22 protein-coding genes are annotated in these 25,504 nt (G+C 50.3%); 14 read left to right on the forward strand and 8 right to left on the reverse strand.

What is annotated here, in order from left to right:
- Positions 1 to 14: 14 nt before the first annotated feature.
- The gene (locus tag FMR86_RS18555; RefSeq protein WP_163352894.1) at positions 15 to 518 is read right to left on the reverse strand and encodes a DUF721 domain-containing protein; all 504 of its coding nucleotides are present in this window, start codon (positions 516 to 518) and stop codon (positions 15 to 17) included.
- A 193-nt stretch (positions 519 to 711) separates the two neighbouring features.
- Here FMR86_RS18555 and FMR86_RS18560 point away from each other — a divergent pair, with 193 nt between their 5' ends.
- From FMR86_RS18560 to FMR86_RS18600, 10 genes are all read left to right on the forward strand, one after another.
- Positions 712 to 1,623, forward strand: coding sequence for a metalloregulator ArsR/SmtB family transcription factor (locus tag FMR86_RS18560; RefSeq protein WP_163352895.1), 912 nt, complete (start codon positions 712 to 714; stop codon positions 1,621 to 1,623).
- A 39-nt stretch (positions 1,624 to 1,662) separates the two neighbouring features.
- Positions 1,663 to 3,081, forward strand: coding sequence for an adenosylhomocysteinase (ahcY, locus tag FMR86_RS18565; RefSeq protein ID WP_163352896.1), 1,419 nt, complete (start codon positions 1,663 to 1,665; stop codon positions 3,079 to 3,081).
- 222 nt (positions 3,082 to 3,303) lie between these two features.
- Positions 3,304 to 3,690, forward strand: a complete 387-nt coding sequence (locus tag FMR86_RS18570; protein WP_163352897.1) for an SxtJ family membrane protein — start codon at positions 3,304 to 3,306, stop codon at positions 3,688 to 3,690.
- A gap of 12 nt (positions 3,691 to 3,702) precedes the next feature.
- Positions 3,703 to 3,852, forward strand: a complete 150-nt coding sequence (locus FMR86_RS20465) for a DUF5989 family protein (RefSeq protein ID WP_203545008.1) — start codon at positions 3,703 to 3,705, stop codon at positions 3,850 to 3,852.
- Between the two features lie 6 nt (positions 3,853 to 3,858).
- Positions 3,859 to 5,715, forward strand: coding sequence for a carbamoyltransferase (locus tag FMR86_RS18575; RefSeq protein WP_163352898.1), 1,857 nt, complete (start codon positions 3,859 to 3,861; stop codon positions 5,713 to 5,715).
- A gap of 7 nt (positions 5,716 to 5,722) precedes the next feature.
- Complete coding sequence (locus tag FMR86_RS18580) at positions 5,723 to 6,931, forward strand: hypothetical protein (RefSeq protein WP_163352899.1); 1,209 nt, start codon at positions 5,723 to 5,725, stop codon at positions 6,929 to 6,931.
- 169 nt (positions 6,932 to 7,100) lie between these two features.
- Positions 7,101 to 7,811: a sulfotransferase domain-containing protein gene (locus tag FMR86_RS18585; protein ID WP_163352900.1), complete on the forward strand. Its 711-nt coding sequence runs from the start codon at positions 7,101 to 7,103 to the stop codon at positions 7,809 to 7,811.
- A gap of 229 nt (positions 7,812 to 8,040) precedes the next feature.
- Positions 8,041 to 9,597, forward strand: a complete 1,557-nt coding sequence (locus tag FMR86_RS18590; RefSeq protein WP_163352901.1) for a DEAD/DEAH box helicase — start codon at positions 8,041 to 8,043, stop codon at positions 9,595 to 9,597.
- 249 nt (positions 9,598 to 9,846) lie between these two features.
- Entirely contained in the window at positions 9,847 to 10,110 is a 264-nt protein-coding gene (locus FMR86_RS18595; RefSeq protein WP_015852943.1) for an RNA-binding protein, read from the forward strand.
- 169 nt (positions 10,111 to 10,279) lie between these two features.
- Positions 10,280 to 11,278: a discoidin domain-containing protein gene (locus FMR86_RS18600; RefSeq protein WP_163352902.1), complete on the forward strand. Its 999-nt coding sequence runs from the start codon at positions 10,280 to 10,282 to the stop codon at positions 11,276 to 11,278.
- 45 nt (positions 11,279 to 11,323) lie between these two features.
- On the opposite strand, the gene FMR86_RS18605 is transcribed toward FMR86_RS18600, so the two are convergent.
- The 7 genes from FMR86_RS18605 to FMR86_RS18635 form a co-directional block, all read right to left on the reverse strand.
- Positions 11,324 to 12,550: an aromatic amino acid transport family protein gene (locus tag FMR86_RS18605; protein WP_163352903.1), complete on the reverse strand. Its 1,227-nt coding sequence runs from the start codon at positions 12,548 to 12,550 to the stop codon at positions 11,324 to 11,326.
- 70 nt (positions 12,551 to 12,620) lie between these two features.
- Positions 12,621 to 14,036, reverse strand: a complete 1,416-nt coding sequence (gene aspA, locus FMR86_RS18610; RefSeq protein ID WP_163352904.1) for an aspartate ammonia-lyase — start codon at positions 14,034 to 14,036, stop codon at positions 12,621 to 12,623.
- 26 nt (positions 14,037 to 14,062) lie between these two features.
- On the reverse strand, positions 14,063 to 16,357 hold the full coding sequence (locus tag FMR86_RS18615) for a diguanylate cyclase domain-containing protein (RefSeq protein WP_163352905.1): 2,295 nt from the start codon (positions 16,355 to 16,357) through the stop codon (positions 14,063 to 14,065).
- Between the two features lie 63 nt (positions 16,358 to 16,420).
- A complete protein-coding gene (gene rarD, locus FMR86_RS18620; protein WP_163352906.1) occupies positions 16,421 to 17,320 on the reverse strand; it encodes an EamA family transporter RarD in 900 nt (299 codons plus the stop codon).
- A gap of 96 nt (positions 17,321 to 17,416) precedes the next feature.
- Entirely contained in the window at positions 17,417 to 18,637 is a 1,221-nt protein-coding gene (locus FMR86_RS18625) for an EAL domain-containing protein (protein ID WP_163352907.1), read from the reverse strand.
- 274 nt (positions 18,638 to 18,911) lie between these two features.
- A complete protein-coding gene (locus tag FMR86_RS18630; protein WP_163352908.1) occupies positions 18,912 to 19,241 on the reverse strand; it encodes a P-II family nitrogen regulator in 330 nt (109 codons plus the stop codon).
- A gap of 31 nt (positions 19,242 to 19,272) precedes the next feature.
- Positions 19,273 to 20,643, reverse strand: a complete 1,371-nt coding sequence (locus FMR86_RS18635) for an ammonium transporter (RefSeq protein ID WP_163352909.1) — start codon at positions 20,641 to 20,643, stop codon at positions 19,273 to 19,275.
- 558 nt (positions 20,644 to 21,201) lie between these two features.
- Here FMR86_RS18635 and FMR86_RS18640 point away from each other — a divergent pair.
- Genes FMR86_RS18640 through aroA form a run of 4 tightly spaced genes read left to right on the forward strand, consistent with a single transcriptional unit; the run spans position 21,202 to position 25,503 of the window.
- Complete coding sequence (locus FMR86_RS18640) at positions 21,202 to 21,999, forward strand: 2-amino-3,7-dideoxy-D-threo-hept-6-ulosonate synthase (protein WP_163352910.1); 798 nt, start codon at positions 21,202 to 21,204, stop codon at positions 21,997 to 21,999.
- Positions 22,000 to 22,029: 30 nt separating this feature from the next.
- Positions 22,030 to 23,013: a 3-dehydroquinate synthase II family protein gene (locus FMR86_RS18645; protein ID WP_163352911.1), complete on the forward strand. Its 984-nt coding sequence runs from the start codon at positions 22,030 to 22,032 to the stop codon at positions 23,011 to 23,013.
- Positions 23,014 to 23,020: 7 nt separating this feature from the next.
- A complete protein-coding gene (gene pheA, locus FMR86_RS18650; protein WP_163352912.1) occupies positions 23,021 to 24,124 on the forward strand; it encodes a prephenate dehydratase in 1,104 nt (367 codons plus the stop codon).
- Positions 24,125 to 24,168: 44 nt separating this feature from the next.
- Positions 24,169 to 25,503, forward strand: coding sequence for a 3-phosphoshikimate 1-carboxyvinyltransferase (aroA, locus tag FMR86_RS18655; RefSeq protein ID WP_163352913.1), 1,335 nt, complete (start codon positions 24,169 to 24,171; stop codon positions 25,501 to 25,503).
- Position 25,504 lies beyond the last annotated feature (1 nt).

Consider the following 25,504-nt stretch of genomic DNA (forward strand, 5'->3'; position numbering starts at 1 on the left):
TGTGCCCTGAAATATTATGATTTTTCAAAAAGGCGGACGTATTTAAGATAACATCTTCCGACCGCCGATTCTGGATCAAATTTGTCTTTCAACCCGCCGATTTTGCCGGGTTTCTTGATCTTGGCGTCCTTGAACTCAGTACGCTTTAATTCGTACCCGTCCAATGGAACCCTGCCGTTTAACAGTTCGAATAGCACCTTGTCAAAGACTTCTTTGCCAAAAAATGAATTTATTCTCTCAAGAATCTCCGGGGCGAAGTATGACAGCTCTTGCGCAGCCACCGAATCATCGGATGCAAGGATCAGCGTGCGCTTGCGGTGGCCCAGCGGTTTGGCGAATTCGGACAGCTCTCCCATAAGTTCCGGCCATGCCTTCCAAAGTCTTGGAATCATGAGCTTGTAGTCGCCGTCCATGGAAGAGACATAATCCCCCATGGCTTCACCCATGTGGCGGATTTTGCGCTGCCGGGGATGGAAAACCCGTTTGCGGGGGCCGTTATATTTTTTCTTTGCTGCCATATTATATGATATACCCGTAATGTTCTCGGTGAAGGTTCTTTATACACTAAATCCGCGCTTGGCAAAAGGTTTCAGACTGATCAGAATCGGTGTCATATTATATTAGTGCTTGACGCTTTCTTGTACTATGGGTAGTGCAGATTGAGATTTTGTTATATAAAGATGTCGTTATGTTTTGTCGATGGGGTAATTGATGGAAATTTTGAAGTTCAGCAAGGCGTTGTCCGATGAGATTCGTATCAGGCTTTTAGCCATGCTGCGGGACAACGAACTCAATGTTGGTGAGGTGGTGCAGGTTCTGGGCATGTCCCAGCCCCGTGTGTCCCGTCATTTGAAAATCATGCATGAGAGCGGCCTTCTGGAGTCCAGAAGGGAAGGGCTCTGGAATTTCTATCGTCTGGCCCGGTCCGGCAGCGGCAACCGTTTTGCGGAATCCATCAGCTGGCTCATTGAAAACGAACCTGAAGTGGATGAAGACCGCCACCGGGTAACCAAAGTGCTGGCTGAGCGTAATCTTGAGACCCGTAAATTTTTTGATGAAATCGCCGAGGACTGGGAGCGTTTGCAGAGCGATGTGTTCGGTGAATTTAATCTGGACAGCGAGCTGCTTACCCTTGTGGACCGTTGCAAAGTGGGGGTTGACCTCGGTTGCGGAAACGGTTCCCTGCTGGAAAGCCTGCTTTCCAAATGCGAAACAGTCATCGGTGTGGACAGTTCTCCCAAGATGCTGGAGCTGGCGGAGAAACGTCTGGGTAACCATCCTGACGTGAGTTTGCGTATCGGTGAACTGACCCACCTGCCCCTGCGCGACTGGGAGGCGGACCTGACTTTTATTTCCATGGTCCTGCATCATCTGCCGCGTCCGGACAAGGCTGTTGCCGAAGCAGCGCGGACCCTTTCCAGCGGCGGCAAGCTGGTCATTGCCGATTTTCTGTCCCACTCAAATGAGCGTATGCGCAGTGAATTCGGTGACCGCAGACTCGGTTTTACAGAAGAAGAACTCAGCGGCTGGATGAAGGATGCCGGGCTCGGCTCCATGGATGTCCGCCGTTATCCCGTAAATGAAGGACTGACCGTCCTTGTATGTATATCAGAGAAAAAGTAAGTAAAAATTTGGGCCGTGCGCCCTTAAATGGAGGCTTCAATGCTTAAAGTAGATTCTAAACTTGATTACAAAGTTGCTGACATTTCCCTTGCCGACTGGGGTAACAAGGAAATGCAGCTTTCCGAACGCGAAATGCCCGGTCTCATGGCTATCCGTGAGAAATATGGCAAAGAAAAGCCCCTTAAGGGTCTCAAAGTCATGGGTTCCCTGCACATGACTATCCAGACCGCAATGCTAATCGAGACCCTGCACGCTCTCGGTGCTGATATCCGCTGGGCTTCCTGCAATATCTTTTCCACTCAGGACCATGCAGCAGCAGCCATCGCTGAAAACGGCACTGCAAAAGTATTCGCATGGAAGGGTGAAACCCTCGAAGAATACTGGTGGTGCACCGAGCAGGCCCTGACCTGGCCTGACGGTTCCGGTCCCGATCTCATCGTTGATGACGGCGGCGACGCAACCCTGCTCATCCACCACGGTGTAAAGGCTGAAAAAGACGCTTCCATCCTTGATGAGAAGACCGATAACAAAGAATTCCAGTGCGTTCTGGATCGCCTGAAGCTTTCCGTTGCCGAAAATCCCGGCAAATGGACTGCCATTGCAGAAAAAGTACGCGGCGTTTCCGAAGAAACCACCACCGGCGTACACCGCCTCTACCAGATGCAGGAAGCAGGCGAACTGCTCTTCCCCGCAATCAACGTTAACGACTCCGTTACCAAGTCCAAATTCGACAACCTCTACGGTTGCCGTGAATCCCTTGCTGACGGCATCAAGCGCGCTACCGACGTAATGATCGCCGGTAAGGTCGTTGTTGTTGTCGGTTACGGTGATGTCGGTAAAGGTTGCGCCCAGTCCATGCGCGGCTTCGGTGCCCGTGTTCTGGTTACTGAAATCGATCCCATCTGCGCGCTGCAGGCTGCCATGGAAGGTTTCGAAGTATGCAAAATGGCCGACGCTGTTGAACGCGGCGATGTTTTCGTTACCTGCACCGGTAACTACCACGTTGTCACCGGCGAGCATATTTCCAAGATGAAAGATGAAGCAATCATCTGCAACATCGGTCACTTTGATAACGAAATTGAAATGGGCTACCTTGAAGACAGCAAGACAGCCAAGAAGATCGAAATCAAGCCTCAGGTTGACAAATGGGTTATGGAATCCGGCAAGTCCGTTATCGTTCTTGCTGAAGGACGCCTTGTAAACCTCGGTTGCGCTACCGGACACCCCAGCTTTGTAATGTCCAACAGCTTCACCAACCAGGCTCTGGCTCAGATCGACCTCGCCAAGAACGAGTACGAGCCCAAAGTAATGATTCTCTCCAAGAAACTGGACGAAGAAGTTGCAAGACTCCACCTCGAACGCCTCGGTGTAGAGCTTGATGTTCTCTCCAAAGAACAGGCCGATTACATCAGCGTTGCTGTTGACGGTCCTTACAAGCCTGATCACTACCGCTACTAATCTGATTCCCTTCGGGGGATATTGATTTGAATATTAAATTCCGCAGCATCCCGGTGCTGCGGAATTTTTTTGTAGCTGTATCCAAATGGTCCTCAAACTTTAGCGAAGCCTAGACCCGCCTAATCTATCTTTGGGAAAACAATTGCCTTTCAAAGGGAATTATCATACGAGAAGTCACAAGTTGTTATTTCCCCTTTTGTGGTAAAAAAATCAGGTTAAAAAATGTCATTGAATAAAAAGATTTCTAAAAAAGAGTGTTCCGATACAGGAATGGCATTCGTGCTGATTGCGCTGATTACCTATCTTGTGCTTAGGCAGGACGAGTACCTCTTCGCAGCCGTAGGGCTGCTGCTGGTCAATATGATTGTGCCGAAAGTATATACTTTGCCTGCAAAGCTCTGGCTGGGTTTTTCCGCTCTGCTGGGTGCGGTTATGTCCAAAGTGATCCTCACTCTGCTTTACTACGTAATGCTCACTCCGCTGGCTCTGGTTCTCAAGGTTTTCGGGCACGATCCCATGGCCGCCCGTAAATGGAAGAAAGATGCAGAGTCCGTTTTTGTACAAAGAGATTACAAGTTCCAACCAAAAGATATTGAATATCCCTTCTAAGGAGATTTTGAGATGAATTTTCTTTCCGATATGCTCGGTTTTTTCAAAGAGCGTAAAAAATTTTGGCTGCTGCCTATTGTTATTGTCCTGCTGCTGTTCGGTTTTCTGATTGTATTCACCAGCGGTTCAGCCATTGCTCCTTTTATTTACACTATATTCTAATTGATTATGAAAAAAGCAATTCTCGGAATATCGGCCTTTTATCACGATTCAGCTGCTGTGATTCTGGTTGACGGCAAGGTTGTTGCCGCCGCACAGGAAGAGCGCTTCACTCGCAAGAAGCACGATGAATCGTTTCCTCGCAAGGCCATCGAATACGTGCTTAAAGAGGCCGGACTCACTCTGGCGGACGTGGAGGCTGTGGCCTTCTATGACAAGCCGTTCCTCAAGTTTGAGCGGCTGCTGGAAACCTATAACGGGGTTGCCCCTGCCGGGCTGAAAAGTTTCATCACCGCCATGCCGGTGTGGATTAAAGAAAAGCTCTTCATGCGCCATATGCTCAAAAAGGAGCTGGCACGGTTCGGGAAATCCGGTTACAAGCTGCTTTTTCCGGAACACCACCTTTCCCATGCCGCCAGTGCTTTTTATCCTTCCCCTTTTGAAGAAGCGGCCATCCTTACCGTGGACGGTGTCGGCGAATGGGCGACCACGACAATTTCCAAAGGAAGCGGCAAGGATATTGAAATCCTGCGCGAACTGCATTTTCCCCATTCTTTGGGACTGTTCTACTCCGCGGTGACCGCTTTCTGCGGATTCAAGGTCAATTCCGGTGAATACAAGCTCATGGGACTGGCTCCTTACGGCAATCCTTCCAATCCTGCGGTCAAGAAGTGGAAGGAAGCTATCTATGAGACCCTTATTGATGTCCGTCCCGATGGTTCCATGCTGCTTAATATGGAATACTTTGATTTCGCTTCCGGGCTGACCATGTTCAACGCACGCAAGTGGGAGAAGCTTCTTGATCTGCCCCCGCGTACTCCCGAGACTGATATCGATCAGGAATATATGGATTTCGCGTGGACTGTGCAGTGCATTACCGAGGAAATAGTTTTTAAGCTGGCCGCTACCACCCGCGAACTGAGCGGGTGTAATAATCTGGTCATGGCCGGCGGTGTGGCGTTGAACTGCGTTGCCAACGGTAAGCTGCTCAAAGAAAAAGTTTTTGATAGTATCTGGATCCAACCCGCTGCCGGTGATGCCGGGGGCGCGCTCGGAGCCGCACTTGCCGCCTGGCATATCGGACAGGCCAACGAGCGTACTGTCGTATCTGTGGACAGCATGCAGGGTGCCTATCTGGGACCGCAGTTCTCCGAAATTGATACCATGCGCGTGGTTCGTAAATATCAGGCCCCGTATCGCAAGGTTGATGACTTCAAAGAGCTTTGCTCCGAAGTGGGCGGACTTCTCAATGATGGAAAGGTTATTGGCTGGTTTCAGGGCCGCATGGAGTTCGGGCCCCGTGCTCTGGGCAACCGTTCCATTATCGGTGATCCCAGAAATCCTGAGATGCAGAAGAAGCTGAACCTGAAGATCAAGTTCCGGGAAGGGTTCCGTCCCTTTGCTCCTTCGGTCATGGAAGAAGAAATTTCCAATTTCTTTGAGATCGACAGTCCGTCCCCGTACATGCTGCTGGTAGCCCCGGTTGCGGAAGATAAATGCCATCCGCTGCCTGCAGGCTACGAACAGATGGAGATGTATGACCGTCTGTACGTGAACCGTTCCGAGATTCCGGCCATCACCCATGTTGATAATTCCGCAAGGATTCAGTCTGTGAATAAGGACGTCAACCCCCGTTATTGGGAGCTGATCAACTCCTTTCGCGAGCAGACCGGGTGCGCGGTTATCGTTAACACCAGCTTCAACGTCCGTGGTGAGCCAATCGTTTGTACTCCTAACGATGCTTACGCCTGTTTCATGCGTACAGACATGGATTATTTGGTAGTGGGTGATTTCATCTTCGAAAAAACCGCTCAGCCGGAATGGAACGAAGAAGTGGATTGGGAAAATCTGTTCGAACTTGATTAGTGTGAAAATGTCAAAATTTAAGAGTTTCATCATTAACTCACTGCTGGTCATCAGCAGCATCGCGTTTACTGTATTTATCTTTGATAAATTCATTTTCAAGACCGTGATAACGGATCTTCCGCTGAACAAGCACGAATACCTCGAGCGTTCATTCCGGATATTCGGCCAGTCGTCCAAAGAAGGTGTAGTGCCCAAAGATGACTACATCGGAATTATCGGCGATTCATATGCTTACGGCGAAGGGGACTGGTTTAAGTCTCTGGATAAAAGTACGAATGATCCTTTTCATTCTGCGCATATCATTCATGATAAAACTGGGCGTGATGTGCTCAGCTTCGGTCGTCCCGGTGCAGGCAATGTGCTCTCAGCACTTATGCTGCCTGGTATTATCGACTACGCAAGTCATTACTCGGGTTTTGAAATTGCGCCGCCCAAGGAAGCATTTGTTTTCTTTTATGCCGGGAATGATCTCTGGGACAATAGGCGCCGCCTACGGAAAAACTTCTATCCCGAATATGACAAGCAGCAACTTGAGCGTTCAGAGTATTTTCAGTCCTTCATGCATGATGTTGCTGAAGAGTTGAATGAGTATAATCCTCTGAAATATTCACCCACCCTTGTTTTCGTAACCCGCGCCTTTTTCGCTCAGTGCAACAAGGTAATCGACTATGTTGCTGATACTTTTGAAGGAGTTGCAGGCAAAACAAAGGAAGAGGATTTCTACATAGCTGCCACTAACAGTTCCCTGAACAATATCCGTTTGGGAGAAAAGGTGCACCATGTGGCAACCGATTTGCAATGCTACACCTTGGGATTGACCGAAGAGGAAATTCGTTTGAGCCTGTACGTTTTTCAGCAGTCTCTGCAGTTTCTGAAAAAGAATTACCCGGATACAAAGTTCACAGTTGTCTTCATTCCTTCGGTTCCCGAATGTTATGATTATGAATCCGATTATATAGAATCCGGCAGAGAACGTGAGATCTACAAGGTCAGCGACATGCGCAGGATCGGTGCGGAAGTTGAGCGTAACATCGAGAAGATCACTAAAGATGAAAATCTCGATTTCATCAACACCACCCCGGAGTTGAGAAAGCTGGCCAAAACACAGATGCTGCATGGCCCTCGGGACGTGACTCACTTCAACCGGGCAGGTTATGAGGGGCTGGGAAGAATCCTTGCTGATTATGTGAACGGGCAGGTTGAATCCGTAAATTAGTTTTAGGGCATTCAATATGTGAAAATTTGAATTCCGCAGTGCATCGGTACTGCGGAATTTTTATTTGCAGTCAATAATTTAAGTTGATTAATTATGTTGAAGTGTTTTAAAGCAAAGTTATATTTGTATTTTGAATAGAGTTTTATGCTTTGCAGATAAAGGAGGATTAATGCGAATTCTTGTTTATACTTTATGGCGCTCGGGAACCCACTGGTTGTCAAGAATGCTTAGCGATATAACTGGTATGGAATATAAATTTGTACCAGGTGAGATTGATTTTTCCCCGCAGGCGTTTATCGATGAACAGGGAAATGAATTTATCATGCTGGAGCATTTGCATGAGTTTGCCTGGCATACACATCTCCTGACGCAAAGTGAAAAGAACGATTTCAAGATAGTTATGCTTTATAGGGATCTGAGGGATGTTATTGTGTCGTCTATTTACATGCGTAAGCATGTGGAATCTAAGCAGAAAGGTGAGTTCAGGAAAAGTTTTGCGGATATGAGTTTTGACGAGATTTTCCAATTTGAAATCGACACTAAAAATGATCGTTATCTATATGACGTAAAACAATGGGCGCAGCTGTCTCATCCGAATTATCTTGCGGTTAAATATGAAGAGCTTAAAGAGGATACACCCTATTATCTGACAAAAATTTGTAAACATCTGGAGATCCCTGTCAATATGACCCAGCTGATTGAGGTTGTGGAGAAAAGGTCTTTCAAAGTTGCAACCGGACGCAATGCCGGTAAAGAAGATGTTGGGAGTCACGACAGGAAAGGTGTTGTTGGGGATTATAAAGAAAAGTTGTCGGAGGAGCAGCTGCAGGAGATTCATAATAGATACGGCGAAGTGTTGAAGGAGTTGGGCTATCCCTAGCCTGAACATTTTTCTTTACATTTGCCGCATAATAAGTCACTAACTCCCACCTCGGCGTGACTGGACGCATGCAAAGATAATATTCTTTTTCTGGAAAATCCGCTTCGTATATAGAAGCCCTTTATCCTCTACGTCCCAGAGATTATTAAATATTCGGAAATTATTTCCGCAGCACGGTTACCGTCACGCGTGACCGTCGGATTAAGTCCTTTCACCACTGGATATATTTGTGAGTTTTAAACAATTTTCTTTTGACCGGCGTATAATGGCCGGAATCGATGCTTGCGGCTATGAAACGCCGACCCCCATTCAGACCAAGGCCATTCCTGAAGTGCTCAACGGCCATGATGTTATGGGCCTTGCCCAGACCGGAACCGGTAAAACCGCAGCCTTTGCCCTGCCTATCATGCAGCGCTTGCTGGAGAAAAAATTCTCCGGTCAGGGACCGATTCGCGTGTTGGTGCTGGCCCCGACCCGTGAACTTGCCCTGCAGATTCATGATAATATCATGGAGCTTGGTATTGAGGCCGGAATCCGCAGTGCCGCTGTTTTCGGCGGAGTGGGGGCCATGCCCCAGATTCAGGCTGCACGGCGTTCTTCCATCGTGGTTGCCTGTCCCGGACGCTTGCTGGACCTGATGAATCAGGGTGTGATCAAGCTGGACAAGGTGGATACTCTTGTTTTGGACGAGGCTGACCGTATGCTGGATATGGGCTTTCTGCCTGATATCCGCCGGATTATGGCCAAGCTGCCCAAGCGTCGTCAGAACCTGCTTTTTTCTGCGACCATGCCCAATGATATTCGTGACCTTGCGGATAAAATTCTATACCGCCCGGTAACTGTGCAGGTGGCCAACACCGCCCCGGCCAAGACCGTGGAGCATGCTTTCTACCCGGTCAGCCAGCATCTGAAAAACAACCTGCTTTTCAAGGTCCTTGCAGAGACTGATTACGACAGCATGCTGGTCTTCACCCGCACCAAGCACAAGGCCAAGAACCTTGCCCGCCGTCTTGCCGCACGCGGACACAAGGCTACTTTTTTACAGGGTAATATGAGCCAGAACCAGCGTCAGAAATCCCTCGACGGATTCCGTGACGGAACATTTAAAGTGATGGTCGCCACTGACATTGCCGCACGCGGCATTGACTGCGACCGCATCACCCATGTGCTAAATCTGGATATTCCCGACACAGCCGAAACCTACACCCACCGTATCGGCCGCACCGGCCGCGCCGGGCGCAGCGGCAGTGCATTCACCTTTGTGACCCGCGATGACCTGCGGCTCATGCGTGAGATTGAAAAAGCTGTGGGCTATTCCATTGAGCATCGTACTGTGGAAGATTTTGATTACGACAAGCCTAATACCCATCCGGCCCCGGCTCCGCGAAAGGGGGGAGGACGAAAGCCTTCCGGAGAGCGTAAGCCGGGAAGAGGACGTAAGCCTTCTCAGGGGCGTAATGCTGATGAAAATCGCGGCAGGGATGAAGAGCGTAGATCGGATAGCAGACGTAAGCCGGGTAGAGGCCGTAAATCTTCCGAAGGCCGCGACACTGCTGAAAATCGCGGTAGAGACGAAAATCGCAGGTCCGATAACAGACGTAAGTCCGGCGGAGGTCGCAAACAAAGCAGCGGCCCGGCAAAGCATTCTGATGAAAGGCGTGATTCCCGTCCGGCTCGGAAACGCAAGCCCGGTAATTCTAAAGGAAGCGGCGAGGACAGCGTAAAGCGTAAAACAGGTCGTCCTTCAAGAAGAAGGCGCAGTTCATCACGTTTTTCCAAAGTATAAGCGAACTGTTCTTTCTCTGCTTCATGTAACTTTTATGTGAAAATAATTTATTTTTGAAATATTTCCCTTGACATTTGCATGGAAGTAGTCAAACAGTGTCTTTAGTTGCCAACGGCCTCCGCGAAGGAAGTTGGTTTTAGTTTAAAAAGGTATATCAAGGAGCAGTGTGCGCATCTTTGTACGCTGCCCTTTTTTTTATGCCTGACGCATTTGCGTGAAAGTTTTTTACACCTTTTAGGAGAATTTTTAATGTCCAAGAACATCTATGTCGGTAACCTGCCCTGGTCTGCAACTGAAGACGAAGTACGCGCTGCTTTCGAAGCTTTCGGTGAAGTTGTATCTGTTAAACTCATCGAAGACAGAGAAACCGGTCGTCCTCGCGGCTTCGGCTTTGTTGAAATGGAAGACGCTGGCGCAATGGAAGCTATCGACAATCTGGATGGTAAAGACTTCGGCGGTCGTAACCTCAAGGTTAACGAAGCGAAGCCCCGTGCACCGCGCCCCCGCTGGTAGTCAATATATAGTTTGACTGTCTTTTTTAGAGCATGAATTTGCTCGTAAGCCCGTTTTTCTGTTGAAAGACGGGCTTTTTTCTGTTTTCAGCCTATCCTCATTTCGTTATAACTTCCCCGTTCGCATAAGTTAAAATTTTTACCAGACTATCATTCCCGGAGATTTTCATATGTTGCGCAAATTTATTTTTCTGATCTGTTTTATGGCGCTTCCTTCCATAGCCGTTGCCCAGCCTTTTCACGTCCGCGCCTCTTCTTTTGTGCCCATGGAAAATGAAACCGTCTTTGACAGCAGGTATCTTACCGACAGCAACTCCAGCACCGGGTGGATTGAAAACAGTGAGGGCAGCGGTTCCGGGGAATGGGTCCAGTTCTTTTTTCCGGCGCAGGTAATTGTGGATTCCGTTCAGATCGTAAACGGGGTCGATGGCGGCCCTGATATCGATGAGGTCGGCCGTATCAAGGATGTATCGGTTGCCTTTTCCGGAGGCCAGCGGCAGGAATTTACCCTTATGGATTCAGCGCAGAAGCAGAGTCCCAGGATCCGCAAGTTCCCCACCACCAGTCTGGGGTTCAATGTCCGTTCTGTTTATAAACAAAAAAGTGTGGAGCATGCCGGATTTGCCGAGGTTGTAATTAAATACCACCGCATTACCCCGGAAGAGATTAAAGCTGCTGCCGTCCCCAAAAATGGGAAACTTGATACAGCCGTGGCTGGGGAAGCTGTGGTGGTTAAGCCCCGTAAAATGAGTGCCGAGGAGAAAAAGGTCCTTTATGATAAAATGAGCAAGCTTGAAAAGAAGCAGGTTGTGCTTGATGAAATGAAGGTCTTTTTCGATAAATTCTACACCTATTTTGTGACCATCAATGAAGAGTATCCGCGTATGTACACGCAGGATAATTTTTTGCTGGAAAGCTCAACCTTCGAAAATTTCCGGGCCATGCTTGAAAAACGCAAGGTGCTCGATAAATATCAGAGTGCGGTTGTGTCCACTTCCGGTCTGCGCTTCAGCATCCGCACCCAGACCCCCACGCAGGTGGAACTCTGGGTCAAAGGGGAATACACCGTCATCTACGACATGAAGTCGCATCAGGTAACGGAAAATGCCCTGTTTCACCTGAAGAAAGAGTACGGGGAATGGAAGGTTAAGAATAAGACTGAGTTTTAGAAATTGAAAAGGGGAGATGGTTTATTCATCTCCCCTTTTTAATACTTACCTCGTATGGTGGGTCCAGTATTCAACATCCGGGCTGAGATGCAGCAGGCCGAATTCCTGCCCCAGCTCGATAAGCAGGACTGAGGCGAAGCAGATGATGAGCAGCATGCCGGAGTATTTACGGATAGAACCCTGCGGCGAATATTTCCAGACGATGAAGCCGGGCAGAATACCGAAAATGATGCATTCGCCGACCCCGCCCACAAGGTTGATGGCAATCAGAAAGATGTCCGGGTAGAGCAGACCGACCAGCAACGGCGGAACGAATGACAAACACCAGACAACAATCTTGTTATCAATGCCGAAGTTGCTTGAGGTCAGGTCGCGCATGAAGCTGAGCATGGCTGTTCCGTTAGCCATAAAAGCGGTGGACATGGCCACCACGGCGAAGATCAGGGCCACATAAGTGAATACAGGAGTCTGGAGCAGCTTTTCCAGCGGGATGGTGGCCGGATCGTTGTTGCCGAAGGCGGTGATCAGGTCGATCTGGGTTTCCGGGTTGGAAAGGGGCAGTGAGCCGAGCACCACCAGCAGCCATGTGATATTCATGATCATGCCGATGGTTGTGCCGCCGATGATGGCAGTGCGGATTTTTTTGCGGTCATGGCCCAGTGTGCGGCAGATGCTGGGAATAATGTTATGGAAGTGAAAAGCCATGAGCAGCACCGGAAGCCCCGCCGGAATGTAGGTCCAGTCAAATGCTTCCAGATTGGGCGCGGATACATCTGGTACTACCATGAAGACCAGCGCGCCGAAGGTTATCCACATGACGGTGACCATGTACGGGGTACATTTTTTCATCATTTTCATGCCGAAGGCGGTCATTCCCGTGACCAGCGCGAAGTAGAGAATCATGACCACGGATTTGGGCAGGGTGGACTGCAGGCTCATGATGATAGCCGTGATACCGCACAGATAGGCCACCAGTACCCCGTAAAGGATAATCAGGTTGGCGACGATGGTTACCCACTTCCCGCCATTGCCCAGTTCCTGCTGGAAAAATGTGGGCAGGTCGGCGTTTTCACTGGTGGTCAGGCTTTTCTGCTCGGAGTAAATCAGGGCGGTGTAGGTCATGAGCACCCACATGAGCAGGGTGGCGGCGATGGATGGATAAAATCCTGCCGCACAGAGATTGACCGGCAGGGCGAGGATGCCCGCGCCAAGCATATTCCCGACGACAACAAACATCATGGACAGGGCGGAAGCTGATTTTTCCTGCGTCATTCATTTCTCCTGTTGCAAATCAGTTGTAAAAAAGCCCGCACAGCAATGCTGCGCGGGCTTGAATTGTTCTCTACTTGGTCTCAATAAGATTCAGCGGATGGGTGTGGACCATGGCTTCGGGTGAAAGGGCCTTATCAAGCTCTTCTTTGGACATATACTCTTTTTCGATGACGATATCATATACCGAGCGTCCGGACTTGAGGGCCTCATTGGCTACTTCGGTGGATTTTTCGTAACCGATGTACGGGTTGAGGGCGGTGACCAGCCCGATGCTGTTTTCCACATAACCGCGGCAGATATCTTCGTTGGCAGTGATGCCGGAAATACAGCGGTCGGCAAGGGTGCGGAAACCGCGGCGCATGATGGTCAGGGAGTTGATTAAACTTGCGGCGATTACCGGTTCCATTACGTTCAGTTCCAGCTGCCCGGCTTCGGCGGCCATGCTGACGGTAACGTCGCTGCCGATAACGGTGAAAGCTATCTGGTTGACCACTTCCGGGATGATCGGGTTGACCTTGCCGGGCATGATGGATGATCCCGGAGCCATGGGCGGGAGGTTGATTTCATTGAATCCGCAACGGGGTCCGGATGAAAGCAGCCGCAGGTCATTGCATATTTTAGAAGTTTTAACGGCCACGCGTTTGAGAACCCCGGAAAGCTGCACATAGGCTCCGGTGTCCTGAGTGGCTTCCACAAGGTCAGGGGCCAGTTCAAGGTCGAATCCGCTGATTTCTTTCAGCTTCTCGGTGACCATCTGGGCATATCGGGGCGGTGCATTAAGCCCGGTACCGATGGCGGTTCCGCCCATGTTGATCTCGCAGATAAGGGCCTTTGCTTCGCGGACCCGTTCAATATCTTCACCGACCATTACGGAGTAGGAAGTGAATTCCTGCCCCAGCGTCATGGGTACGGCGTCCTGAAGCTGGGTGCGGCCCATTTTCAGGATATGGGAAAATTCCTTACCCTTGGCGGCGAAGCTTTCCTGCAGGTATTCCATGGATTCAACGAGCAGGTTCAGTTGGGATATCAGGGTCAGCCGCAAACAGGTGGGGTACACGTCGTTGGTGGACTGGGCCATGTTGACGTGGATGTTGGGGTGCAGGTTGTCATATTCACCGTGTTTGAAGCCGAGATGTTCAAGGCCGATGTTGGCGATGACTTCATTGGCATTCATGTTGGTGGATGTTCCGGCTCCGCCCTGAATAATATCGACAATAAATTGGTCGTGGTGCTTGTCGGCCAGTAACTCTTCACAGGCAAAGACGATTGCTTTGGTTTTATCGTCATCAAGTTTGCCAAGTTCGTTGTTGGTCAGAGCTGCTGCTTTTTTGATCTGTGCCAGTGAATAAATGATGTGCGGGTAGTGGGAAATAGGAATCCCGGTGATGCGGAAATTCTCGGAAGCCCGCATGGTCTGGGCCCCGTAGAGAGCGTCTTCGGGGACTTTTTTCCGGCCTATGCAATCGTGTTCATTGCGAAATTTCATTTCTTTCTCCAAAGAGTTGTTGTTTTTTAAAATGAATATCCGTTTTTGCCCCGGCTTTTGGCTTTGTACATGGCTTCGTCTGCAAGGCGGATAAGCTTTTCTTTTTCTTCTCCATTATCCGGGAAGATGCTTATTCCGATGCTGACCCCGATGCGGTAGACTTTTTCTCCCACGTAAAACGGCGCGCGCATGGAATCAATTATGCGCTGTGCAACTACTTCGATTTCATTGCGGGTTCCCACATCCTGCAGGATGAAAATGAATTCATCTCCGCCGATGCGTGAAAGAGTGTCGCTGGTACGCAGACAGTCACTGAATCTTCCTGCTACTTCCTTGAGTACGGAGTCTCCGGACATGTGCCCCAGTTCGTCGTTAACCTGTTTGAAGTTGTCGAGGTCGGCGTATAGGATGGCCACTTTCATGCGGTTGCGATTGGCGTGGGAAAGGGCTTGTTTCAGGCGGTCGTCAAAGAGCACCCGGTTGGGCAGCCCGGTCAGGTTGTCAAACATTGCCAGTCGGCGCATGGTCTCTTCGTGTTCCTTGCGCTCGGAAATATCCATGAGGAAGCCGTCCATGCGTATGATGTTTCCGTCTTCATCCTTAATGGCCATGATGGATTCACTGGCCCAGAATGTGCTCCCGTCCTTGCGTTTATGTCTGGCTTCAAAGTTTTCCGTGTGTCCGAATTTTTTCAGAATGGTCAGCAGTCTGTCTCTTTCGCCGGACACGACATAGCAGTCCTTTGCTATGTTGGAGGCTTCATTAAGAAATGTTTCCGGTGAGCTGTAGCCGTAGTAATGGGCCATCTGGCTGTTGGCGTTGATGAATTCTCCCTGCGGAGTGGTCTGGAAAATTCCCAGCGGCGCAGTAGTGACCAGCGCGCTGTAGTTCTCTTCGGCCTGCCGCAGGGCTTCTTCTTTCTTTTTATGATCGGTAATATCAAGGATAAATCCGACCATGCTTCCTTCTTCCGGAAGTTTGATCCCTTTTTCGTAAACCTTGCGTTCACTGCCGTCGCTGCGCAGAATGCGATATTCGTATTCAAAGGATTTGTTGTTGCCCAAGGCTTCGTTGATTTCGTTTTTCAGGCCGGCACGGTCTTCAGGGTGTACCAGATCATAGTACATGCTTTTGCCGCCTCTGAGGAAATCTTCAGGGTCATATCCGGTAACCTTGCGTACCTTGGTGCTGATGTAGTGCATTGCATACGGCTGATTCATTTCGCATTTGTAGATGATGCCCGGAGCATTTCCGGCAATGGCTTCGAATAGGTTATCTTTGCTCTGTAACTCTTTGTTCTGGCGGAGAAGGATCTGTTGCGATCTATGGTAGTAAAAAAAGAAAACTATGGCGAAAAAGAGCAGCAGGATAAAAATCAGCATGGCCGCGCGCACCGTCTGGATGGAAGTCATGGAGTTGGTGGCATCGGTTTCCGGAGCGGAGATGGCGACCACAAGGCGCATTTCTCCCAGCCTGGCGGTGTTCCAGGCCACCAGCTTGCGTTCTACGCGCTGGTTCCTTTTTACGGTAAAGGAGTATTCCCCGGTTCCGTATTGTTCGTGCAGCATACGGGAGTCTATTCTGATCAGGTCCTGATAGCCTTTGTGAAGTTCGAAAATGTTTTTGCCCAGAATTTCAGATTCCTGATCAAAGATAACTGTACCGGAACCGTCAACAATGTACCCGGAACCGAATCTGCCGACCTGCAGCGGAACAATGTATTTGTCGGTCAGCCTGTCGAGGTCAATTACTACAGTCAACAGCCCTGCAAAATTGTTTTCGTTCCAGACGGGCACCAGCAGTCCGGCAAGACGCATTTTTTCATTGACCAGCGGTTTCGGGGTAATGAACCCGGAGCGCATGCCTGAAATTGCGGAGTAATATTTTTCAGTCCATTCCTGAGCCACCTGATGGGCCTGCACCAGTCTCGGCGAATTTATATCGGAAGTGATGGGCTCGTTTTCAGGTGAGGTGTGGAAGCTGATCAGGGTGAGTGCTGTCATGGCATTCTGTTTGATTTTAAACAGTTTTTTGATGGATTCAGCGGAGCGTTTTCCACTTATGAAGTCCACAAGCGAGTATTCAGCGAGAGTGGAAGAGGAGTTGACAATGCTGTCCAGCTTGTCTTTCAGTGCAGTTGCAACCAGCTTTGCCTGCAGGGCCTGCTGTTCATTGAAAATTCTTTCCTGATCACGGATGGACATTGAATCCAGTTTTAAACATAGATATCCGGCAATGGTCAGGATTACGACCAGCGGGATAATCAATCTGAATGGAATCCATTTGCTGAAAAGGTTGGTTGTTCTGGCTGAGAAAATCAAATTCGGCTCCGGGCTGTTTTTCAGCACTCTCTTTAGGTGTATTCAGCGTTTGAATTATTTCAGTCAGTTGCTGATTTTTTGCATGGTTTTGAAATTTTTGCTTATTCCATCTGCAACATAGACAGCAATTCCGCTCCAGATAAAGGCAAAAGTTATCAGTCTGGCTGAGTTGAAAGGCTCATGATAGACAAATACGCCGAGTATGAGTGCCAGCGTGGGGGCGATGTATTGCATCATCCCCAGTGTTACCAGCCGCAGCCTGCGTGCGCCGTGGGCAAAAAAGATCAGCGGCATGGATGTGGCCGCCCCGGCTCCGAGGAGCAGGATGTTATCCGTTAAGCCTATTTTATATATACTTATTTCGCCTGAAAAAGCCAGCCAGATCAGGTAAGCGGCAGAAATAGGGGTCAGCACGGCAGTCTCTATAAAAAGTCCCGGCAATGACTCCACCTTCATTACTTTGCGCACCAGCCCGTAAAAGGCGAAAGATACGGCCAGAGTCAATGCTATATAAGGAATGTGTCCATAATCAATTATAGAATAAGCAACTCCGCAGGCCGCGAGCATGATGGCAAGTCCCTGCATCCTGTTCAGCCTGTCTTTCATGAAGATGAAGCCGAGCAGTGCGTTCATGAGCGGGGTCATGTAATAGCCCATGCTGGTGTCCACCACATGGTCATGGTTGACCGCCCAGATGTAGATGAACCAGTTTGTGCCGATGAGGCAGCTGCTTAAGGTGAGCAGGAGCTTGCCTTTTTTATCCGCAAGGGCGGTTTTCACTTCAGCCCAGCGTTTTTTGCAGGTGAGCAGAATCCCCACAAAGACGAGAGACCAGACAATCCTGTTGCAGAGCAGTTCCAGTGCCGGAACCTCTTCCAGTGATTTCCAGTAGATGGGCAGTAAGCCCCAGAGAATGAAAGCGCCTGCGGCGTAGATAAGGCCGTCGTGGGTATTCTTGTTCATCTTTCCGTATCCTTAAATTTCGTGAGGCGGGAAAGATATGCCAATACCCGTGAGGTTGCAACAGACATTATAGCTACAACCATACGGGCAGGGTTGTTATGTGCTGATATCTATGCAGAGAATGGGCGATTTGGGGGTGTCGTACAATTTCGTGGAAACTGTGACGCAGTTGTTGCCCGAGGCAAGGGAAATGTACGGGGCAGTGGTATGCCACTGGTTGCCGGACTTGATGATCAGGTAATATTCTTTGAGTGAGTGGTCCGCACCCAGCGGGGCAGGCTGGTAAATAAGCCGCCTGTTTTCCTTAAGTTTGTATGGGTTGCAGATTGTCTCGGAAATCTGGGAGCCGTTGGTGTCCAGAATATATGCGCACTCGATTCCCGTGTTTTCGGTAATAAAGGCGGAAAGTGCCGAGTCCGCAGTTCCGGGAGTGCCGTCCATAAGTGCTTCGCGCAGTTTTCCGGCCATCCGTTTATAGCTGTTTTCCATAATTTTCTGGCGGTTAAGCTTTTCCAGAATATGGGTTTTGAATCGTGAAGCAAGATATTTTATGGGGGTTGTGTCCGGGGTGACCGCAATGGCGGCGGGCATGGGTTTACCGAAATAAAAGCCCTGAAACACATCCACTCCCAGTGTCATCAGGGTCAGGGCTTCCTCTACGGTCTCGATGCCTTCGGCAAGGGGAAGTGAACCTGTGCGCTCGGCGAGGCTGATCAGGGAGCGGGTTACTTCCAGATTGTAAAATTTTTCATTGATGTCAGTGATCAGGGAACGGTCAATTTTAATGATGTCCGGTTCAAGCGAAGGGATACGGTCGAGGTTTGAGTGTCCGGTGCCTACGTCGTCAAGGGCGATGAGGAATCCGTGTTCACGGGATTTGCCCACAAAAGAAGTCAGGGCCGCATCACTTCCGGCTTTTGATTCAATGATTTCAAGAATGATATTGCTGGCCGGAATACCGCACTGGGCGGCCATTTTCCCGGTCAGTCCGTAATTGAAGGTCTCTTCATTGATAATGGCCGCATCAATATTGACGGAGAGAAGCAGGGAACGGTCGGTTTTTGAAATGGGCGCAAAGGTCTCAAAGGCTTTTTTGCGGCAGGCCCGGTCCAGCCGGGTCAGGGTCTCAAGATCTTCACACATATTGAAAAGTGTGAACGGGGGAATGTTATCTCCGGTACGCGGGTGGATGGCCCGGGTCAGGGCTTCAAATCCTATCAGGCCCTTACGGTTCATGGAGATAAGCGGCTGCAGGACAGTGGTTAAACCATCGTTTTCAATGAGTTCGTGTATGGAGAAGTCTGGTGTCGTATTCATGTAACAGTCGCTTTGTTTTGCCTTCGGCGTCTTTGTATTCGAAGCTGCGAAGCAAACTAAAAGGTTTCCCTTCCCCAGCCGCCGGAGGCATTTCTTTCAAAAAAACGCCCGGAAGGGTGGGAAGTCCCTTCCGGGCGGTGTGATCCGGTGGAGGTGGTCACCGAATCGGGGTTGGCCGGGATTTTCTGCCGATGATAACCCCGGCCTGCTGTACACTAATTGGGGTTAGAGTGATTTTGCTTAAAGAGTTATATGGTTAATGTTTTTTGTGTGGTTAAAGTGATTCTTCGCCGGTTCTGATTCTGATGGTCCTGCCGAGGTCCTGTACAAAGATGACGCCGTCACCTTCTTTGCCTGTCTGGGCACCGGTTTTGATTGCTTCCAGTGCGCTTTCGACTTTTTCTTCATCCAGACCGATTTCAATGCGGACTTTTTTGAGCAGGTTAACTTCCATTACAACACCGCGGTAGGTTTCTGTGAATCCCGCCCCCCGGCCGGAGCCGAGGATGTTGGTTACCGACATGGTGTAGATTCCTTTGGCGTAGAGGGCCTGCTTTACCGGGGTAAGGCATTCGGGCCTGATGTATGTGATGATGAGTTTCATTATATTATTCCTCTCTTGGTGATGGTTTGGACTATTCGTTGGAGAAGATCTGGAAGCCGTTGTAGGACTCCATGCCGTGTTCAGCGATGTCGAGGCCCTTCATTTCTTCTTCAGCGGAAACCCTGATGCCCATGATTGCCTTGGTGATGGTGAATGCGAGGTAACCCATTCCGAATGCCCAGATGAAGCAGACTACGATACCGATGATCTGGGTAGTGAGGATTCCGAATCCGCCGCCGTAGAAGAGGCCGCCTGTGCCATCGTTAAGAGCCGGGGTGGTGAAGAGACCGCAAGCGAGGGTTCCCCAGGCACCGCAGACGCCGTGTACGGATACAGCACCGACCGGGTCGTCGATTTTGAGCACTTTATCAATGAACTCGATGGAGAGTACTACCAGCACACCTGAGATGATACCGATGATGATAGCTGCTGCGGGAGTTACGGTTGCGCAGGGAGCGGTGATACCGACCAGTCCTGCCAGCGCGCCGTTACAGGTCATGGAGATATCAGGCTTGCCGAATCTGAACCATGAGGTGAACATTGCACCGAGGGTACCCGCACAGGCGGAGAGGCTTGTGGTTACGGCGATGAGACCGATGGAACCGTCTGCAGTGGTGGTGGAGCCGGGGTTGAAACCGAACCAGCCGAACCAGAGGATGAATACGCCGAGTGCCGCCATGGGGATGTTGTGGCCGGGGATAGCTTTTGCTTTGCCGTCTGCAGTGTATTTACCGATACGGGGTCCGAGAACCATGGCACCTGCCAGAGCGATCCAGCCACCTACGGAGTGAACTACAGTAGAGCCTGCGAAGTCCATGAATCCCATACCTTCGAGCCAGCCAGCACCGGCGTCGCCGAGCCAGAGGGAACCCCATGCCCAGTGGCCGGAGATAGGATAAATGAGTCCGGTCACAATGGCGGTTACAAGGATATAGCTGCTGAATTTAGTACGTTCAGCAATACCGCCGGATACGATGGTCGCCGCAGTGGCTGCGAATACAGACTGGAAGAACCAGAATGTCAGGGTCCACTGGGAGTCTCCGTCGGTAAGTCCGGTACCGGAGAGTCCGAAGGCGGAGGTTCCGATAAAGCCGCCTGCGTCAAGGCCGAACATGAGGCCGAAACCGAGCAGGAAAAAGATGATTGAACCTGCGGAAAAATCGAGAAAGTTTTTCATCAGGATGTTACCGGCACTCTTTGCGCGGGTGAATCCTGCTTCTACACATGCGAAGCCTGCCTGCATCAGAAAAACAAGAATAGCTGCGAGAAGGGTCCAGAGAATGTTACCGTGAGTCTGGGACATGGCTTCTTCGGCTGCGAATGCCGCGGAAGGTGCTGCCAGGAGCATGAGGGTAGCGAGGGCCGGGATTTTGCGGCCTACCATGGAACGTTTAATAGTCATACAGTCCTCCTTAGGGATGTTGATTGCTTCAAGGATGTTTTCGATATAGCAGGGAGTGTGCCAAACTTGTAAGTGTCTGAATTTGCTGATAAAAAGACTGGGTTAAGCCAAAAAAACGATTACAAAAATGTATTTTTGAACGTTTTTGTCTTATTTGGATAGGTATTAAATTACAAAAAGGTAAATTAGTGCAAGTGTTACAGTTTGTAACTTAAGAGAAATTAACAAATGGTGTTCATTATATTAATGATGGTAAAAAAATAAATAAAGTTGTTGACAATTTTTTCAGGACCCGGTTAAGTAACACCCATGCAGACTTTCAACACCCTAGGCACCGGCCTCTCATACTTTTTTTACTTTTTTTATTTTTGGTGCACCCACGCTTGTGGTCGGGTGGAGGTTTGCTTGTACGAAAAGTAAAAAAGTAGCATAGCAAACGACCTCTACAGAAGGGCCGCAGGCGAGAACTCGCCGGCGGCCCTTTTTTTGTTACACGGGTCGCCAGAAAGGGAAGCGGTACTTGGAGAACTTAGAGGCAAACCTGACGGAGAATTTAAAATGCAGATTGGTAAAAGCGTAAGAATGGAGCGGATAGTTAACCGCAATACAGGCCGGACAATCGTTGTTCCCATGGACCACGGTATCAGTGTCGGCCCCCTGAAAGGTCTTCGTTCCATGCGCCGGGCAGTTAACGATATGGTCAAAGGCGGAGCCAATGCAGTGCTCATGCACAAGGGTCTCGTCCGCTGCTCCCACCGCGAAGAAGGCGGCGACGTCGGTCTCATCGTTCATCTGTCCGCATCCACCTGTCTTTCCCCGCTGCCCAACAAGAAAACTCTGGTCGGCACTGTTGAAGACGCACTTCGTCTCGGCGCGGACGCTGTTTCCGTCCACGTAAATCTCGGTGATGAAGCTGAAGCGCAGATGCTTTCCGATCTCGGTGAAGTCGCTTCCGCCGCCACCAGCTGGGGTGTTCCGGTTCTGGCAATGGTTTACGCTCGCGGACCCTTGGTTAAAGACGAATTCGATCCCGAAGTTGTGGCCCACTGCGCCCGTGCAGGTGAAGAACTGGGTGCCGATATCGTAAAAGTTCCCTACACCGGAGACATTGAAACTTTCAAAGACGTGGTTGAAGGCTGTTGCATCCCGGTTGTGATTGCAGGCGGTCCCAAGCTCGATTCCACCCGCGATTTCCTGCAGATGGTTTCCGATTCTATCGAAGCCGGCGGTGCCGGACTTTCTGTCGGCCGCAATGTCTTCCAGCATGAAAACCGCGTTAAGCTGATGGAAGCCCTGCACATGGTTGTTCACGAAGACGAAACTGTTGATAACGCTCTCGCTCACATCGGCGAATAGTTCACGCTCATAAAGCTCAGGAACAGGAAAATGAAAAAAATTATTTATAAAGCGATCCCCTTCGATAAAAAACTGCTCAGCCTTGCCCTTGAGTCCGGAGTGGATGCGATCCTCACTTCCCCGGAAGACAAGGAAGCCGTGGAATCCCTCGGCCGGGTAACTGTCATCACCCCTGATGATATGCCCTGCGTAGCCATCAACGAAAAGGCGGATGAAGCTGTTGCGGTTGATCTTGACAAAAAAGGCAAAGATGTCTGTCTCGCTGCAGGCTGGGAAATTATCCCGGTTGAAAACCTGCTCGCCCAGATCGACTCCCTCACCCTTGAAGCTGAATCCCTTGACCGTGCAAGACTGGCTGCCAGCGTAATGGAGCGCGGTGCCGACTCAATCGTGGTCACTCCCGAAGGGGCTGCCGATCTCAAGCAGATCGTCGCCGAACTGAAACTCTCGCAGGGCAAGATGGAACTTCAGAAAGCAACAGTTACCAAAATCGAATCCGCCGGACTCGCTCACCGGGTCTGCGTCGATACCACCTCCAAGCTCAAGAAAGGACAGGGAATCCTGACCGGAAATTCTTCCGCCTTCACCTTTCTCGTACATGCTGAGACCGAATCCAACCCTTACGTTGCCGCGCGTCCTTTCCGGGTGAATGCCGGGGCTGTTCATGCCTACGCCATTCTGCCCGGCGACAAGACCACTTATCTTGAAGAACTGCGTTCCGGTTCCGAGGTTCTTGTGGTCGATAAGTCCGGCGAAACTTCTGTGGCAGTTGTGGGTCGCAGCAAGCTTGAAGTCCGTCCCATGCTTCTTATCACCGCCGAGGTCCAGACCCCCGAAGGTCCGGTTTCCGGAAAGGTCTTCCTTCAGAATGCGGAAACCATTCGTGTAGTCAGCGGTGACGGTGAGCCTGTAAGTGTGGTAACACTGAAAGAAGGCGACGAAGTTCTTTGCCGCATGGATGAAGCGGGCCGTCACTTCGGCATGCGCATCAAAGAAGAAATTTCAGAGGATTAATAATAAAATGTCACAGTCCAGCAAAAAAAATCTCGGTGATCTGCGGGTGGAAATCGATTCCCTCGACAGTGAAATCTTAGAGCTTCTCAATAAGCGTGCCGCTGCGTCTCTCGCAGTAGGAGCAATCAAGGCCGGATCATCTGACCAGATTTTCAAGCCTTTCCGGGAGCAGGAAGTCCTGCGCGGCCTCATCGACCGCAACCCCGGGACTCTCCCGCCTGAGCACCTTGAAGCAATTTATCGCGAAATTATTTCTTCCTCCCGCAGGCTGCAGCGGCCTGAGCGCGTGGTCTATCTAGGCCCCGAAGGGACATTCTCATATTTTGCCGGACTGCAGCACATGGGACGTCAGGCCGACCTGCTCCCCAAGAACAATTTTGAAGATATTTTTGTGGCCGTTTCCAAGGGCGAGGCCGATCTCGGCATCATTCCCCTTGAAAATTCGCTCAAGGGAACGGTCGGACAGAACGTTGACCTCTTTATGCGTTACCCGGTGTTCATTCAGGCCGAGCTGTATCATCGCATCAGCCACGGACTTATGACCAAGGGTGCCGACATCAGCGAGATCAAAACTGTCTATTCACACTCCAAGGCACTTGAGCAATGCACCGGGTGGCTGCGTGCCAATATGCCCGGCGCAGAGCTCGTGTCTGTGGAATCCACTGCCAAGGCTGCCCAGATGGTTTCAGAAAGTAACGAACCTGTAGCCGCTGTAGGTCATGTAAAGCTGGCAAACCTCTTCGGTCTGCATGTTACAGCCGAAGCCATTGAAGACCTGCCCGATAACTGGACCCGTTTTCTCATTATCGGACCCAAGCCAGGTCAGGAAGGCAAACGCGATAAGACTTCACTCCTTTTCACCACCCCGGATCGTCCCGGTGCGCTGGTGGAAGTCCTCAACGAGCTTTCAGGCCATGATATCAACATGACCAAGCTTGAATCGCGTCCCGCCCTTGGCGAAAAGTGGAAGTATATGTTTTTCGTCGATCTGCAAGGCGATCTTGGAGCCGAAGAACACGCTTCGCTCATCGAAGATCTTAAAACCCGCTGCCTGACCTTTAAAATACTGGGCAGCTACCCCGCAGGCGCACAAGACGGCGGTAAGATTTAATTAAATAAATTTAATAGACTAGAAATAGTCAGGAACTATATAAAATGACTTCTGAAAACGTGATCGTAATTAAAGCCCCCTCATCCAAGTCGCTTTCGCACAGGGCACTCATCGCCGGGGCATTGTCTGATGGAAATACTGTTGTCCTTGATCCGCTGGACAGCAACGATATCAACCGGACCATGGATTGTCTGTCCACCATGGGCGCGCAGTTCAATATTGATGGAACAGCCACTACCGTAACGGGTATGGATGGCGGTCCCAAGGGCGGCGATAAGGAACCTGCGGTTCTGGAAATGCGTGATTCCGGCACCACCTGCCGTTTGATCACAGCCTTGGCCGGAGCAGGTAAAGGGCTTTTCCGGGTGCAGGGAACCCCGCGCATGCATGACCGTCCCATCGGGGCACTCACCAGCGCGCTGGAATCTCAGGATGTGAAGGTTACTTTTTCCGATAAGGAAGGTTATCCTCCGGTAACTCTTGAGGCCAATGGATTCAAGGGCAGGGAAATTGATATTTCACTTGAGGAGTCCAGCCAGTATGTTTCCGGCCTGCTGCTGGGCGCGCCGCTTGCCGATGAAACCACCATCATTAATATAATAGGCAAAAAGGCTGTTTCATGGCCCTATGTTGCTCTTACTTTGAACGTAATGGAAGATTTCCGGGTTAAATTCGAGGTTCAGAGCAGGCAGGACGGCGAATGGAAGAAGGTCGACTGGAGAAAAGTTGAGAAGGTTGTTCCCGGTGAAATCCGTTTCGTGGTCGAGCCTTCCAAGTTCGAGCGTGATGAATACCGGGTGGAAGGTGACTGGTCCAACGCTTCCTACTTCCTCGCTGCCGGGGCTGTAGGTGACAATCCTGTGAAGATTGAAGGAATGAACGTAAATTCACTTCAAGGTGACAAGGCAATCATGTACATCCTTCAATCCATGGGCGCGAAGATTGAGAGTGACGATCACAGCGTAACTGTGTATCCTTCCAAGCTTCACGGCGTGGAAGTGGACATGGGTAAATGTCCCGACCTCGTTCCCACTGTGGCTGTGGTTGCCTCTTTTGCGGACAGCCCCACCACCATCACCAATGTAGCCCACCTGCGCATCAAGGAATGCGACCGCCTCGAAGCTAGTGCTGCCGAGGTCATGCGCGCGGGCGGCAAGGCCGAGATCACCGATGATTCCATCACCATCATCCCGGCTCCGCTCAAGAAGGGCGAACGCATTGTCTTCACCACTTACGATGATCACCGCCTGGCCATGTGTACCGCTATTTTCGCGCTGGCAGGCATTGAATCCATTCCCGAAGAACCCGGCTGTGTTGCCAAATCCTTCCCCGGTTTCTGGGATGAATGGGATAAAGTTAAAAAAGGAAACGGTTGTTAGT

Origin of the sequence: Desulfovibrio sp. JC010, from assembly GCF_010470675.1 — a bacterium.
Lineage (GTDB): Bacteria > Desulfobacterota > Desulfovibrionia > Desulfovibrionales > Desulfovibrionaceae > Maridesulfovibrio.

Bases quoted from the DNA above. Each gene is read 5' to 3' on its own strand.
- FMR86_RS18635 (WP_163352909.1), bottom strand. From the start codon at position 20,643: ATGACTATTAAACGTTCCATGGTAGGCCGCAAAATCCCGGCCCTCGCT.
- FMR86_RS18580 (WP_163352899.1), top strand. From the start codon at position 5,723: ATGTCAAAATTTAAGAGTTTCATCATTAACTCACTGCTGGTCATCAGC.
- aspA (WP_163352904.1), bottom strand. From the start codon at position 14,036: ATGAAATTTCGCAATGAACACGATTGCATAGGCCGGAAAAAAGTCCCC.
- FMR86_RS18555 (WP_163352894.1), bottom strand. From the start codon at position 518: ATGGCAGCAAAGAAAAAATATAACGGCCCCCGCAAACGGGTTTTCCAT.
- FMR86_RS18630 (WP_163352908.1), bottom strand. From the start codon at position 19,241: ATGAAACTCATCATCACATACATCAGGCCCGAATGCCTTACCCCGGTA.
- FMR86_RS18645 (WP_163352911.1), top strand. From the start codon at position 22,030: ATGAAAAAAATTATTTATAAAGCGATCCCCTTCGATAAAAAACTGCTC.
- ahcY (WP_163352896.1), top strand. From the start codon at position 1,663: ATGCTTAAAGTAGATTCTAAACTTGATTACAAAGTTGCTGACATTTCC.
- FMR86_RS18640 (WP_163352910.1), top strand. From the start codon at position 21,202: ATGCAGATTGGTAAAAGCGTAAGAATGGAGCGGATAGTTAACCGCAAT.
- FMR86_RS18625 (WP_163352907.1), bottom strand. From the start codon at position 18,637: ATGAATACGACACCAGACTTCTCCATACACGAACTCATTGAAAACGAT.
- FMR86_RS18570 (WP_163352897.1), top strand. From the start codon at position 3,304: ATGTCATTGAATAAAAAGATTTCTAAAAAAGAGTGTTCCGATACAGGA.
- pheA (WP_163352912.1), top strand. From the start codon at position 23,021: ATGTCACAGTCCAGCAAAAAAAATCTCGGTGATCTGCGGGTGGAAATC.
- rarD (WP_163352906.1), bottom strand. From the start codon at position 17,320: ATGAACAAGAATACCCACGACGGCCTTATCTACGCCGCAGGCGCTTTC.
- FMR86_RS18575 (WP_163352898.1), top strand. From the start codon at position 3,859: ATGAAAAAAGCAATTCTCGGAATATCGGCCTTTTATCACGATTCAGCT.
- FMR86_RS18585 (WP_163352900.1), top strand. From the start codon at position 7,101: ATGCGAATTCTTGTTTATACTTTATGGCGCTCGGGAACCCACTGGTTG.
- FMR86_RS18605 (WP_163352903.1), bottom strand. From the start codon at position 12,550: ATGACGCAGGAAAAATCAGCTTCCGCCCTGTCCATGATGTTTGTTGTC.
- FMR86_RS18600 (WP_163352902.1), top strand. From the start codon at position 10,280: ATGTTGCGCAAATTTATTTTTCTGATCTGTTTTATGGCGCTTCCTTCC.
- FMR86_RS20465 (WP_203545008.1), top strand. From the start codon at position 3,703: ATGAATTTTCTTTCCGATATGCTCGGTTTTTTCAAAGAGCGTAAAAAA.
- FMR86_RS18560 (WP_163352895.1), top strand. From the start codon at position 712: ATGGAAATTTTGAAGTTCAGCAAGGCGTTGTCCGATGAGATTCGTATC.
- aroA (WP_163352913.1), top strand. From the start codon at position 24,169: ATGACTTCTGAAAACGTGATCGTAATTAAAGCCCCCTCATCCAAGTCG.
- FMR86_RS18595 (WP_015852943.1), top strand. From the start codon at position 9,847: ATGTCCAAGAACATCTATGTCGGTAACCTGCCCTGGTCTGCAACTGAA.